Here is a 13,913-nt window from a genome sequence, read left to right as displayed (position 1 = left end):
GTTAAAACCAAGCCTTTATTCGGGAAATCTGCTAATGTTCCGCCTTTGACAGTCAGGAGACAGAGATGGCCACTATCAAGGATGTCGCCTCGCGCGCAGGCGTATCCATCTCCACCGTCTCACATGTGCTCAACCACACTCGGCGGGTCAGCGAAGACGCGACCCAGAAAGTGATTGAGGCGGTGGCAGAACTCAACTACGCGCCCAACTCGGTAGCGCGCAGTCTTAAAATAAATTCGACCAAGACCATTGGTATGCTGGTGACCACCAGCGTAAACCCCTTCTTCGCAGAAGTGGTGCAAGGGGTTGAAGCGTACTGCTTCGAACAGGGCTACAGCCTGATCCTCTGCAACACCGAAAACCAGCCGCCTCGCCAACAGCATTACCTGAGAATGCTGATGGAAAAACGGGTGGATGGCCTGCTGGTATTGGGTACCGATATCGACACCCCGTTGCGTGACATGCTGCGCATCCACAAGAATGTGCCGCAGGTGGTACTGGATTGGGGAACGGAGTGCGATTTCGCCAACGTCATCAACGACAACGCCCGCATCGGCGCCCGCATGGCCGTACGCCATCTGCTGGAGCTGGGGCACCGCGACATCGTCTGCATCACTGGCCAGCTCTCCAAGCCTACCACCCAGCAGCGACTGGACGGGGTACGTGATGCGCTGGGCGAGCATGGTCTGACCCTCAAAGATGAACAGGTCTTCGAAGGGGATTACGAGAGCCAGAGCGGCTTCGATGCCATGCAGCGCATCCTGGCCCTGCAGCCTCGTCCGACCGCGGTCTTTGCCTTTGACGATCCCATGGCGATCGGCGCGATTTGCGCTGCCTGGGAAGCGGGAGTCAAGGTGCCGGACGATATCTCCATCATCGGCTACGACGATGTGGAGATGGCGCGCTTCTCCAGCCCGCCGCTGACCACCATCCGTCACCCGAAGGCCGAACTGGGCCAGCTGGCGGTGAAGCATCTGGTCAGCCGGATCCGCAACAAGGAGCTGGAAGTGGAGTCGATGACGGTACAGCCCGAGCTGATTGTCCGTCGCTCGGTCAAACCGCTGCGTTAATCCGCACCCGTTGCCAAAACGAAAAACCCCCTCTGTCACGAGGGGGTTTTTGTTTATGGGCGGTTTATTTCAGTTCCGGCCAGTAGGCTTTGTTGGCCTCTATCAAGTCATCGAGAATGGACTTGGCCACCGATGCACTGGGCACTGTCTTGGAGAGGGTGATGGCTTGCCACAGTTTCTGGTAAGAGTGCTCAACCCAGGCTTCGACCACCAGTTTCTCGACCGCGACCTGCTGGCCCATCATGCCCTGCTGGAACAGCGGGATGCTGCCCACCTGCAGCGGCTCAGGTCCGCTGCTGCCGACCAGGCAGGGGATCTCGACCATGGCTTCCGGGTCAAAGTTGGGGATGGCGCCGCGATTGGGAACGATCAGCAACATCCGCTCCTGGGTGTTGAAGGCAATGGCGGTTGCCAGGTCAACGATATAGGAGGCGTGTTCATCGATCTCCAGCTCGCCCGCTGCTGAATTGCCTGCCTTGACGATGTCGGTACAGGCGGTGAAGACCTGCTTCTCGCGGTGCTCCATCACCTCGTTGGCGCGGGTGTGTTCCGGGTTGGAGTGGGCCACCACATAGTCCGGGTAGAGGTAGTACTTCAGATAGGTGTTGGGCAGGGTATCCGGGTCGAGCGCCCACACATCCTTTGCCTTGGCGAAGGTATCGTTCCAGCTTGCTTCGGCATGGCTGGCGCTATTGGGCACATAGCCGTGGCGGGCGACGTGCTCCTTGATCTTCGGCATCAGGTCGTTACCTTCCAGATCCTCGATGCGGGTCCACCAGCCAAAGTGGTTGAGGCCGTAGTAGCGTACCCGCATCTCTTTGCGGGATTTGAGACCGGCAATCTGGGCCATGCGCCCCTCGATCCCGATCGGCATGTCGCAGATGTTGAGGATTTTGGCGTTGGGACGCAGGCGACGGGTCGCTTCGGCCACAATGGCGGCCGGGTTGGAGTAGTTGAGCATCCAGGCATTGGGTGAGTACTGCTCCATATAGTCGACCAGCTCCAGCACTCCGCCGATGGAGCGCATACCGTAGGCGATACCGCCCGGGCCGCAGGTCTCCTGACCGACCACGCCATGACGCAGCGGGATCTTCTCGTCCAGCTCGCGCATCGGATATTTGCCAACCCGGATATGGGCCATGACGAAATCTACATCGCTAAACGCTGCTTTGGGGTCGGTGCCATAGCTGAAGGCGATCTCGGGAGCCTTCTCTTTCAGCAAGATTTTGCAGGCTTCGGCGATGATCTCCTGACGGGCACTATCGTTGTCGTAGAATTTGATCTCCTTGAGCGGGAAGCGATGTTGATTTTCCAGCAACATCAGAACGATACCAGGAGTAAAAGTGCTGCCACCACCGGCAATGACTACAGAGAATTTTTTCATGATCATGACTCCATTACTAAAGACGATTGTTGATGACTGTTGTTCATAATCGATTCCATATTTTCACGTACCTGAGGTACATGCAGACCGATAATTACCTGGATACTATCGCCATGGCGGACGACACCATGGGCCCCTAATTTAATAAACTCCTCATCTGCAGCGGCTAGCTTGCTGTTAACCAGCGATATTCTTAAGCGGGTGGCACAATTATTTAGACTGCGTATATTTTTGACTCCACCAAGCGCTTCGATAATTTGTGTTGCACTATCACTACCCCGCTGGTTTTTGGCTGCCTGATAATCTGACTTGGAATAAAGCTTTATTTCACTGTCTTCCCGGCCCGGTGTTTTAAGATTGAGTCTGATAATCAGCGCGCGGAATATCAGGAACCAGATTCCGGTAAAGACCAACCCGATAGCGATTTGGGTGAACATCATTCCCGCATGGTTGTGGAACATGGGTATCCAGTTCTGCGGCAGGAACTGGTCGAGCAGACCTCCACCCATGTTGCCGACCACACCAAACAGGTACATCACAGTCGACATGGTGGCTGCCAGCAGGGCGTGGATGGCAAACAGCAGCGGCGAGATGAAGAGGAAGGTGAACTCAAGCGGCTCGGTGATACCGACCAGAATGGCGGTCAGGGTGGCTGGGATCAGCAGGCCTGCAACCTTGGCCTTGTTCTCTTTGGCTGCCGTGGCATAGATGGCCAGGGCAATCCCCATGGCACCGAAAATCTTCGAGTTGCCATGCAGGGCAAAACCACCCTGAGGGAACAGCTCAATCAGCGGGCGAGTGCTCTGGCTGAACTCCAGCATGTGCTGCGCCCAATAGAGCTGAATGCCTCCCTCTACTGCCGCAGGGCCGAAGATGAAGGGGCCGTAGATAAAGTGATGCAGGCCGGTCGGGATCAAAATCCGCTCGAGGAAGGTGTATACCCACACCCCGACCGGACCCGAGACCAGCATGAAATTCTGCAGGGAGGCGATGCCCATCTGGACTTTTGGCCAGCCGATCAGGGTCAGCCAGGCGCAGGGGATCATCACGAAGAAGGCGACAATGGTGACAAAAGAGCTGCCCTGAAAGATGCCGAGAAAGACCGGCAGTTGGCGATCAAACAGACGGTTGTGCAGTGCCGTCACGATACCGGAGATGACGATGGCCCCTATGATGCTGGTATCCAGGGTCTTGATCCCCGCCACCATGGCGAGGCCACTTTCACCCCCCACATCCTGACTGAAGTCGACCCCGAAATAACTGCCCCAGGTCATTCCCATGGCGTTGATAAAATAGTTCCAGGTCATGAAACTGACCAATACAGCCAGACAGGCTCTGGCTTGAGCCTTATTTGCCAGACCGATTGGCAGGCCAATCGCAAATATGAGCGGCATATTTCTGAATACTGTCCAGCCACCCTCTTCAATAATATGGATGATCTGGAAGAATAATCCTTGTGGGTTTGCCAGTGATTCACCGACAAACATCGGGTTTTTCAGCATAATTGCAATGCCTACTACCATACCTGCAAAAGGAAAAAGCAGTACAGGAGTGAACATTGCTCCGCCAAAACGTTGAATTTGACTGAGCATATATTGTCCCTTGGTTGAAATAGCTAATCGAATCCTTGCCGGTGTTGCCAGATGCAAATTAGCAACGATAAAAAGAGACCTCATGAAATATCTTGGAATAATGTGATCTGACGCATGCAGTTATTTAGACAAAGATGTCTAACTTTTGCGATATTGTTGTACCTCTTGGTTTTGTGATGTTCTTGCAGCTTTAATTGAAAGTTAAGTTATTGTTTTTAAGCAATTTAGCCGCTTGATTAAGAATAAGATGGTTGGCGTTGTGACCACAGGAGATGTCTAGCAGTGATCTATAAATCGGTGGCTGATCGACTCAGGATCAGGGTAAACGGTGCCGAGTGCCGGGTGGGAGATGTGTTGCCGGGCGAAAAAGCGCTGGCAGAACAGTATGGTGTCTCCCGCATGACCATTCGCAAAGCGGTAGACATGTTGATCGAGTGGGGATTGGTCGAGCGGCGCCACGGCAGCGGCACCTATGTGACGAAAAAGGATGTCCAGCATGAGACCAAAGGGCTGAGCGGGTTTACCGAACTGATGCGCGAGCAGGGGCGCACGTTGACCAGCCAGGTGTTGGAATTTCGCACCATGCCTGCGCCACCGGCCATCGCCAGTCAGCTGAGGGTGAAGGTGAATGAACCCGTCTATTACTCCAGCCGGATCCGCTCGGTGGATGGTCGGGCTCTGCTGCTGGAAGAGAGCTATATGCCGGTCAGACTGTTTCGCAATCTGTCGGTCGCCCATCTGGAAGGGTCCAAATTCGACTACATCGAACGGGAGTGCGGCATCGCGATTGCGGGTAACTATGAGTGCTTCAGTGCCGTGCTGGCGGATCGGGTTACTGCCGAGCTGCTCCATATCGAGCAGGGGGCCCCTATCCTGCGGCTCACCTCGCTCTCATACAGCGAGAGCGGAGAGTTCCTCAACTACTCCATCATGTTCCGCAATGGTAACGACTACCATGTCGACTACCACCTGCACCGTTTTCGTTAATCCGCTCGCCAGCCTGCGGGTTGGTTATTGGCTGGATGCAGGGCCTCTCACGAAGCAGGGAATGGCCCTCTATCTGGTGGATATTCCCCCCGTTTGAGCTGCCTCGCATTTTGCCTGTTAATCGTTTGATCAATATCAACAAAGGGTTAAGTTCTGATGGACTCCCGACTTAACCGTTCCATCCTGTAGGTTGGGTATGACTGTCAAGGATGGTGTCTTATGTTCCCCCCTCGCAAACTGGGTCACCAGATCACGCTGCTGGCAATCGGCGGCATCGTATTGCTCGCCGTGGTGCTGCTTACCTTTAATCTGTTTGAAAATCGCCAGCGGGCGCTCGCGGCCGAGCAGGCTGCACTGCGTAGCCAGCTCCAGAACGTGGAAGCGGTGATCAAAAACACCAGCCATGAAACCGTGCTGGCGGCGACCCTGATCGCCCAGCGGCCGGATGCTGCCAGAGCTGTGGCCGACAAGGATTGGCAGACCCTCGCCAATCTGTTTGATCCGCTCTGGCCCGCCCTCAAGGCGCAGGGGATCCAGCAGTTTCACTTTCACACTCCCCCGGCTACTTCCCTTTATCGGGTACACAAGCCCGCAAATCATGGCGACGACCTCTCTACTACACGGTTGGCAGTGGTCGAGGTGAACCGCAATCATCAACCGGTCGGCGGGTTGGAGACCGGTCAGGGCGGCACCGGGATCCGCGGCGTAGTACCGGTCACTTTCAATGGTCAGCCGGTCGGCTCGGTGGAGTTTGGCCGCGCCCTCGACACCTCGCTGTTTGCCGATCTGCTGGGCAAGGACAGTCGCCTTGCCATCTATCTGTTTGAACAGGGTAAACCCGTTATGCTGACTGGTACCTCCATGCTTGGTGAGTCGGTGGACTGGTATCAGGAGGTATTGGCGGGAGAGAGCCGCTTCACCACCATCAAGCAGCAGGGGAGCGATTTTCTGGTGATGGCGGCACCGTTGCGCGACTTCTCCGGCAAGGCGGTCGGGGTGATCGAGTTGGCGCGTGATCACAGTGAGGTTGCAGCCGCGCTGGTACGCCAGAGCTGGCAGATGGTAATGATCGCGCTACTTGGCACCGCTCTGATTGCGGTGGCGCTGGTGCTGCTGCTGGCGCGTCTTAGTCGTCCGCTGCTCGACAGCGTCAAGGCGCTGGAGGCGCTGGCCAATGGCTCCGGCGATCTCGGCAGCAAGCTGCCGGTGGCGGGGCCGGAGGAGATCCGCCGCCTCGGGTCGGCGTTCAATGGCTTTGTTGCCAAGATCCGCGACACCATCAGCCAGCTCACCGCGACACTGGGCGAACTGGCTGGTGAGAGCGAGCGGCTGTCGCGCAGTGCGGCGGGCAACCTTGGCAGCATGACGCGCCAGCAGGAGCAGACCACCCAGCTCGCCACCGCCATGACCGAGATGACCAGCACGGTACACGAGGTGGCCAATAACACGGCGCAGGCGGCCGAAGCGGCCAACGAAGCGGACAATCAGGCGGTCACCGGCGATGAGGTGGTGCAGCAGAGCGTCAACATGATCGAACAGCTGGCGGAGGAGATCGCCAGCGCGGGCAACACGGTGAAAGAGGTCGCCAAGGCCAGCGAGCAGATTGGCTCGGTGCTGGCAGTGATCCAGTCCATCGCCGAGCAGACCAACCTGCTGGCCCTCAACGCCGCCATCGAGGCGGCCCGGGCCGGTGAACAAGGGCGCGGTTTTGCGGTGGTGGCCGACGAGGTGCGCTCGCTGGCCGGGCGCACCCAGCACTCCACCGCCGAGATCCGCGGCACCATCGAGCAGTTGCAACGGGCGGTGGGCACCACGGTGACCATGATCGAACACAGCGTCTCGCGGGCGGGGGAGTCGGTGGAGCGGGCCAATCAGGCGGGAGAAGCCCTCGGCCGGATCAAGGGGGCGGTCAACAGCATTCGCGACATGAACACCCAGATCGCCGCCGCTTCGGAGGAGCAATCCTCGGTGAGCGACGAGATCACCCGCAATATCGTCAGCGTCCACGAGATCTCCCAGGCCACCACGCTGGTGGCGCGGGATACCGCTCATATCGCCAGCCATGTGGCGACCCTGGTGGACAAGCTGGGGGATCTGGCCGGGCAGTTCCAGGATGGTTCCAACGTGCGGATGGTGCTGAGTCGCGCCCGTGCCGCTCATATGGGCTGGAAGACCCGGGTGCGCGCCTATCTGGATGGGCAGGAGGGGTTGTCGCGCAGCGAGGCGGTCAGTGACAAGGAGTGCCGCCTTGGCCACTGGTACTTCAGCGAAGGGCAGGCATGCTGCGGCGATCAACCCGCCTTCAGGGCGATGGCCGCCCCCCACGCCAGACTGCATCAGGTGATTCAGCAGATTATCGCGTTGAAAAATCAGCACAAGCATGAAGAGGCTGAGGCGCTCTACCGCGAGATCGAGCAGAACTCAGAGCAGGTAGTGGGCTGCATCGATCAGCTGCTGCGGGAGATGACCAAACTGGAGCGTTAATGACGAAGGGGCGGATAGCCAAAGGGCTGACAGCGATGTCAGCCCTTTTTCATGGTGCGGGTCTGGGGCGAGGTTACTGCTCCGGGCGCAGATCCTGATAACGGGCGGCGGTGATGAACTGGCCGAAGGTTTCACACCAGACGATCACGCTGCTGTAGCGGGCCGGATCGATGGTGGCGGGCAGCGGCACGATAAAGTTGTCGAAGGTCTTCACCGGCCCGACTCGCACCATCTGATCCTTGAGGCGGGCAAAATCGGCTTCGGTCTCGACAAACTCGGGGGAGAGGTAGAGCTGGTAGTCCGGCCCGGGGGCCAGCTTGCCCATCAGGCTGACGGCATCCGGCCCTATGCTCACCTTGCCTTCCCCCCAGTGCAGCCGATCGCTGTCTTTCAGATCCCGGCGAAAGGTGCCGTGGAATCTCGCTTGCTGCTGGCTGGCCGCTACCAGCTCGGTATCAGGGGCGGGTGGCGCGATCAGGATTGGTAGGGTGTAGACACCGGCGGCAAACCCTGCCGCCGCGACCAGCAGATGGGTGCCCAGCAGCAGGGCCATGGTTTTGCGTTTCATGATATCTCGGTCGTTGATGAACAGGTGCCAGCATCATAGCAGTGGTGCTGGCTAAACCGCTTGTCATCCCGCGCTATGGAGCCGGATGTTTGCGCAGCCGCGGTTGATATGGCTTACAGGCTGGCGAAATCCACTTCCGGCAGGGTTTCGAAGCCGGGGCGGGCAAACAGATAGCCCTGCATCAGGCTGACGCCCATCTCCCGCAGGCAGGCCATCTCTTCGCGGGTCTCGACCCCCTCCGCCAGCGGGGTGATCTGCAACTCGGCAAACAGCGCCAGACAGTGGCGCACTATGGCTTGCCGGGTCGGGTCATGGTCGATGCCACGCAGCAGGTGCATATCGAGCTTGACGATATTGGGGTGAAAATCGGCCAGCAGGTTGAGGCCCGAGTAACCGGCGCCAAAGTCATCGATCGCCGTTTTGAAGCCGAGGGCCTGATAGTGATCGACGATACCGCGAAGATGCTGGCTATCCTGCACCTGCTCCACCTCGGTCAGCTCGAACATAATCTGCTCGATGGGGAAGTGGTGCTCGCGGGCCGCCTGCAGGGTGGTGCGGATGCAGCGCTCCGGACGGTAGACCGCGTTTGGCAGAAAATTGATGCTCAGCATCCCCTTCATCCCGAGCCGTGCCGCCAGCGCGATGGCCTTGATGCGGCACAGCTGATCGAAGCGGTAGCGGTTGTCGTCGTTGACCCGGGCAATCACGCTCTGCGCCGGTTCGTTGTTGATCCCCCGCACCAGCGCCTCGTAGCCGAAGATGGTGCGCTGGCTGCAATCGACGATGGGCTGAAAGGCCATGGTGAAGTCGAAGTCGAGATCTGCTTTCTCCTGACACAGCTGGCAGATGGCGGGGGACGGGGCGGCAGGTATATCCATGACTTTCCTCTTGGGCGTGGCGGCGCTGGGCACTGCCTCAAATGATAACAGCTGATCACCCCCCTGTAGGTTCGATTAGCCGGTAGGCGTAATCGGACGAACGAGAGGTTTTGATTACAGTTGTTGCCGTTATTCAGGGGCGGCCAGCCGTAGGGGGAAATCGGCTGGCCGTGATAGCGGGAGAATCGATTTACGCGAACGTCCGATTACGCCTGACGGCTAATCGAACCTACAGGCTGTGATGATACATATATGGAAAGTGTATGAAATGGATTGGGCGGATTTATTATTGAATCAGTTTAACAACTGTGCTTTAGTTGTCGATGATATAATATATGGGGTGAGAGATGGCGATAAAAATCCGTAACAATGACATATCTTTTTGTTCAGTAGCTATAAATACAGTAAGCGATGCCGATTTGGACATTGAGGGGAACAAAATAGTTAACTGTGGACAGGGGATATTAATTAGAAGTGATGTCTCCTCGTTATCTGAATTGTTTATTGGTTCAGAAATACCGGCAATGCAGCTAATTGATGTTTTACAACAACTAGGGAAAGGCTCTGTATCAGTGGAGTCCATAAATGAAATGGTTTCTGATAACGGTATTTCATCTTATCTTTCTGATGCATCAAATATTATAACGATTGCAGAAAAAATATATGAATGGTACACATCAGGAACAATAGGAGATGTACTTTCTCAATTGCACTCAATGGTTGGGTAAACATGATTACAATCACTAATTGTAGCGCAATTAATTGTGGCACTGGATTTGTCATAGGAAATGGCGTAAATGCAAGAATATCAGGGTGTGAAACAAACCATTGTGGCGTTGGATATTCATTTCATAAAAATGCCAACATAGATATGTCATATTCCAAATCAAAAAATGATGGTGTAGGAATTGATATTCATAATGGTTATGATATTAAATTATGGCATAATAGATTGGTTTTAAATTCATACGGTTATTCTCATGATGTGTACGACTATGCAATACATTATGCATTATCATATCTCATCAATGTTGTTGGATATAATCCATATAAATAGTTTTTTGAAGAAATTATTTTTATTAAAACGGCGCCTTAACGGCGCCGTTTTTACTATCACTCAACCCAACCTAGATCACTGCAGCAGGGAGATATCCGCGACTTGCAGGAACAGGTTGCGCAGGTTGTTCAGCAGTGCCAGACGGTTGGCCTTGAGGGCTTCGTCGTCGGCCATCACCATGACTTCGTTGAAGAAGGTGTCGACCGGCTCGCGCAGGGCGGCCAGACGGGTGAGGGCAGCCTGATAGTCACCGGCAGCGAACAGCGGGGCCAGTTCGGCTTGCAGTTCGGCAACCTGGGTGGCCAGCGCCTTCTCGGCGGCATCGACCAGCAGTTCCGGTTTGACGGCAGTCGGCAGTTCGCCTTCGACCTTGGCCAGAATGTTGCTCACGCGCTTGTTGGCGGCAGCCAGTGCCAGTGCGGCATCCAGGGTGCGGAAGTGGCTGACGGCCTTGACGCGACGATCGAAGTCGAGCGGACGGGTCGGGCGGCGGGCCAGTACGGCCAGCACCACGTCGGCACCGATGCCTTCGTCCTGATAGGCGGCGCGAAAGCGCCCCAGCATAAAGTCGACCACGTCGGTAACGACGGTTTTGTTGGTCAGCTTGTCGCCGTAGACGCGTACCGCTTCTTCAACCAGTTCAACCAGATCCAAGTCCAGCTGCTTCTCGGTCATGATGCGCAGGGCACCGATGGCGGCGCGACGCAGGGCGAACGGATCCTTGTCACCCTTCGGCAGCATGCCGATGCCGAAGATACCGGCCAGAGTGTCGAACTTGTCGGCCAGCGCGACGGCGCAGGCAACCAGACCGGACGGCAGGGCATCACCGGCAAAGCGCGGCATGTACTGCTCGTTGAGGGCCACGGCCACCGCTTCGTCTTCGCCATCGTGACGGGCGTAGTGCATCCCCATGACACCCTGGGTGTCGGTGAACTCGCCAACCATGTTGGTCATCAGGTCACACTTGGAGAGCAGACCGGCACGCTTGGCCTGAGCTACGTCAGCACCGATGCGCTCGGCGATAAAGCCGGCGACGGTCTCGATGCGCTCGACCTTGGCCTTGACGGTGCCGAGCTGTTGCTGGAACAGCACGGTTTCAAGGCGCGGCAGGCGAGAGGCCAGAGTTTGCTTGAGGTCGGTCTTGAAGAAGAACTCGGCGTCAGAGAGACGGGGGCGAACCACCTTCTCGTTGCCGCTGATGATCTGGCTCGGGTCTTTGGACTCGATGTTGGTGACGAAGATGAACTTCGGCAGCAGCTTGCCATTCTTGTCGTAAACCGGGAAGTACTTCTGGTCACCCTTCATGGTGTGAACCAGCGCTTCAGCCGGAACGGCCAGGAACTTCTCTTCGAAGTTGGCGGTCAGCACCACAGGCCACTCGACCAGTGCGGTCACTTCTTCCAGCAGGGCGTCGTCCAGATCGGCTACGCCACCGAAGGCGGCAGCGGCCGCTTCGACGTCAGCCTTGATCTTGGCCTTGCGCGCCATAAAGTCGGCAATCACCATGCCGCGCTCCTGCAGGATCTGCGGGTACTGGCTGGCGTTGTCGATGGTGAACTCGCTCTCGCCCATAAAGCGGTGGCCGCGAAGGGTGCGGGCTGAGTCGATACCCAGAATGTGGGCGGGAACCAGCTCGCCATCCAGCAGCAGGGTCACGGTGAAGACCGGACGTACGAACTGGATGGTCTTGTCGCCCCAGCGCATCATCTTCGGGATCGGCAGTTTGGCCAGTGCGGAGGCAACCAGCTCGCCCAGCAGATCGACGGCCGGACGGCCTTCAACCTTGGCGGTGTGAACCAGCCACTCGCCCTTGTCGGTGACCAGACGCTCGGCCTGCTCAACGGTGATGCCGTTGCCACGAGCCCAGCCTTCGGCAGCCTTGGTCGGCTTGCCTTCGGCATCGAACGCCTGCGCTACGGCCGGGCCGCGCTTCTCGACGCTCTTGCTCGGCTGTTCGCCAGCCAGCTCGCTTACCTTCAGCGCCAGACGGCGCGGTGAGGCAAACCACTCGACGTCGCCAAAGGCCAGATCGGCCTTGGTCAGTTCGCTTTTGAGGTTGTCGGCAAAGGCTTCGGCCAGGGAGCGCAGGGCTTTGGGCGGCAGCTCAGCAGTACCGATCTCTACCAGAAATGTATGTTGTGCCATGTCCGTTCCTTAACCTTGCTTGTTCTCACTGCGCTGACACATAGGGAAGCCCAGCGCTTCGCGGGAGGCGTAGTATGCCTCTGCCACGGCCTTGGTCAGGGTGCGAATGCGCAGGATGTAGCGCTGACGCTCGGTGACCGAGATGGCCTTGCGGGCATCCAGCAGGTTGAAGGAGTGAGCGGCTTTGAGGATGCGCTCGTAGGCAGGCAGCGGTAGCGGTTTTTCCAGTGCCAGCAGGTTCTGGGCTTCCTTCTCGTACTGCTCGAAGCAGTGGAACAGGAACTCCACATCGGCGTGTTCGAAGTTGTAGGTGGATTGCTCCACTTCGTTCTGGTGGAACACGTCGCCGTAGGTGGTCTTGCCCAGCGGGCCGTCAGACCAGACCAGATCGTAGACGCTGTCCACGCCCTGAATGTACATGGCCAGACGCTCGAGACCGTAGGTGATCTCGCCGGTGACCGGCTTGCACTCGAGGCCGCCAACTTGCTGGAAGTAGGTGAACTGGGTCACTTCCATGCCGTTCAGCCACACTTCCCAACCCAGACCCCAGGCACCCAGAGTCGGGTTTTCCCAGTTGTCTTCCACGAAGCGGATGTCGTGGATCTCGGGATCCATGCCCAGCTCTTTCAGGGAGCCCAGATAGAGTTCCTGAATGTTGTCGGGGGAAGGCTTGATGATCACCTGGAACTGGTAGTAGTGCTGCAGGCGGTTCGGGTTTTCACCGTAGCGGCCGTCAGTCGGACGGCGGGACGGTTGCACGTAAGCGCAGGCGATGGGCTCCGGGCCCAGGGCACGCAGACAGGTCATGGGGTGGGAAGTACCGGCACCCACTTCCATATCCAGCGGCTGAATGATGGTACAGCCCTGGCGGGACCAATAGTCCTGCAGCTGCAGGATCAGGCCCTGAAAGGTTTTGACATCGAATTTTTGCATAATTTTTTTCGCGCGAAATGAAAATCAGAGCAAGATTTGCTGAATGTGAACCGAGGGAGTATACCGTCTGGCATGGTCGGATAATAGGCGAAATTGCAGCGGATTCGCGGGATGGTGCTGCGCTCTGGCTGGTCGGGCGGGATGTCCGGTATATGATGTGAGCAGTGCCGCCTGCTGAGTGGGCAGGGACGGGGAAACCGCTGAAATAACAGGGGAGAGGAAATGGAACTGCGCTGCGCCTGGGTGACCAAAGACCCGGAATACATTGAATACCATGACAAACAGTGGGGCAGGCCGGTCTATGACGCCCGCGAGCTGTTTGCCAAGCTCTGCCTCGACGGTCAGCAGGCGGGGCTGTCGTGGATCACCATCCTCAAGCGTACCGAGAGCTATTACCGCGCCTATGCCGACTTCGATCCGGTGCGCATCGTGCAGTTCGACGAGCAGGATGTGGAGCGGCTGATGCAGGACAGCGGCATCATCCGCAACCGGCTCAAGGTGCAGTCGATCATCAAAAACGCCCGCGCCCTGCTGGCGCTGGAGGCTGAAGGCATCGACGTCGTCGATTATCTGTGGAGCTTCGTGGGCGGCGCCCCCATCGTCCACCAGCGGCAGGGTAACGGCGACATTCCGGCGACCTCGCCGGAGTCGGATGCCATGTCGAAAGCGCTCAAGAAACGCGGCTTTACCTTCGTCGGCAGCACCATCTGTTACGCCTTTATGCAGGCGGTGGGGATGGTGAACGATCATCTGGTCAGCTGTCCTTGCCACGCCGAGTGTCAGTTACCGCGCTGACAACCCGCCGATTGCCCAAA

General features: G+C 57.4%; 12 protein-coding genes. 6 read left to right on the top strand and 6 right to left on the bottom strand.

What is annotated here, in order from left to right; all coding sequences use genetic code 11:
* Nucleotides 1–65 precede the first annotated feature (65 nt).
* The gene (locus I6L41_RS16065; protein WP_005355925.1) at nucleotides 66–1,070 is read left to right on the top strand and encodes a substrate-binding domain-containing protein; all 1,005 of its coding nucleotides are present in this window, start codon (nucleotides 66–68) and stop codon (nucleotides 1,068–1,070) included.
* Between the two features lie 64 nt (nucleotides 1,071–1,134).
* Here I6L41_RS16065 and I6L41_RS16060 read toward each other — a convergent pair whose 3' ends face one another.
* Nucleotides 1,135–2,460, bottom strand: a complete 1,326-nt coding sequence (locus I6L41_RS16060; protein WP_216959997.1) for a 6-phospho-alpha-glucosidase — start codon at nucleotides 2,458–2,460, stop codon at nucleotides 1,135–1,137.
* Complete coding sequence (locus I6L41_RS16055; RefSeq protein WP_216963983.1) at nucleotides 2,457–4,046, bottom strand: alpha-glucoside-specific PTS transporter subunit IIBC; 1,590 nt, start codon at nucleotides 4,044–4,046, stop codon at nucleotides 2,457–2,459. Before I6L41_RS16055 ends, I6L41_RS16060 begins: the two co-directional genes overlap by 4 nt.
* A 282-nt stretch (nucleotides 4,047–4,328) precedes the next feature.
* On the opposite strand from I6L41_RS16055, the gene I6L41_RS16050 reads away from it, so the two are divergent.
* Entirely contained in the window at nucleotides 4,329–5,033 is a 705-nt protein-coding gene (locus tag I6L41_RS16050; protein ID WP_005357335.1) for a GntR family transcriptional regulator, read from the top strand.
* A gap of 219 nt (nucleotides 5,034–5,252) precedes the next feature.
* Complete coding sequence (locus I6L41_RS16045) at nucleotides 5,253–7,517, top strand: methyl-accepting chemotaxis protein (RefSeq protein ID WP_216959993.1); 2,265 nt, start codon at nucleotides 5,253–5,255, stop codon at nucleotides 7,515–7,517.
* 73 nt (nucleotides 7,518–7,590) lie between these two features.
* Here the strand turns inward: I6L41_RS16045 and I6L41_RS16040 are convergent, their stop codons facing one another.
* Nucleotides 7,591–8,085, bottom strand: coding sequence for a DM13 domain-containing protein (locus I6L41_RS16040; protein ID WP_201948254.1), 495 nt, complete (start codon nucleotides 8,083–8,085; stop codon nucleotides 7,591–7,593).
* Between the two features lie 113 nt (nucleotides 8,086–8,198).
* Entirely contained in the window at nucleotides 8,199–8,963 is a 765-nt protein-coding gene (locus tag I6L41_RS16035; RefSeq protein WP_216959990.1) for an EAL domain-containing protein, read from the bottom strand.
* A gap of 347 nt (nucleotides 8,964–9,310) precedes the next feature.
* On the opposite strand from I6L41_RS16035, the gene I6L41_RS16030 reads away from it, so the two are divergent.
* Nucleotides 9,311–9,691 (top strand): hypothetical protein, encoded by a 381-nt coding sequence (locus tag I6L41_RS16030; protein WP_216959988.1) that lies wholly within the window; start codon nucleotides 9,311–9,313, stop codon nucleotides 9,689–9,691.
* A gap of 2 nt (nucleotides 9,692–9,693) precedes the next feature.
* Complete coding sequence (locus I6L41_RS16025) at nucleotides 9,694–10,020, top strand: hypothetical protein (RefSeq protein ID WP_216959985.1); 327 nt, start codon at nucleotides 9,694–9,696, stop codon at nucleotides 10,018–10,020.
* Between the two features lie 75 nt (nucleotides 10,021–10,095).
* On the opposite strand, the gene glyS is transcribed toward I6L41_RS16025, so the two are convergent.
* Together glyS and glyQ are read right to left on the bottom strand one after the other, a co-directional pair.
* Nucleotides 10,096–12,165: a glycine--tRNA ligase subunit beta gene (glyS, locus tag I6L41_RS16020; protein ID WP_216959982.1), complete on the bottom strand. Its 2,070-nt coding sequence runs from the start codon at nucleotides 12,163–12,165 to the stop codon at nucleotides 10,096–10,098.
* Nucleotides 12,166–12,174: 9 nt separating this feature from the next.
* Nucleotides 12,175–13,098, bottom strand: a complete 924-nt coding sequence (gene glyQ / locus I6L41_RS16015) for a glycine--tRNA ligase subunit alpha (RefSeq protein WP_005339464.1) — start codon at nucleotides 13,096–13,098, stop codon at nucleotides 12,175–12,177.
* A gap of 222 nt (nucleotides 13,099–13,320) precedes the next feature.
* On the opposite strand from glyQ, the gene I6L41_RS16010 reads away from it, so the two are divergent.
* Nucleotides 13,321–13,893 (top strand): DNA-3-methyladenine glycosylase I, encoded by a 573-nt coding sequence (locus I6L41_RS16010; RefSeq protein ID WP_216959979.1) that lies wholly within the window; start codon nucleotides 13,321–13,323, stop codon nucleotides 13,891–13,893.
* Nucleotides 13,894–13,913 lie beyond the last annotated feature (20 nt).

Origin of the sequence: Aeromonas sp. FDAARGOS 1411, assembly GCF_019047125.1 — a bacterium.
GTDB classification, from domain to species: domain Bacteria; phylum Pseudomonadota; class Gammaproteobacteria; order Enterobacterales; family Aeromonadaceae; genus Aeromonas; species Aeromonas veronii.
This window is presented reverse-complemented; position numbering and strand designations above follow the sequence as displayed.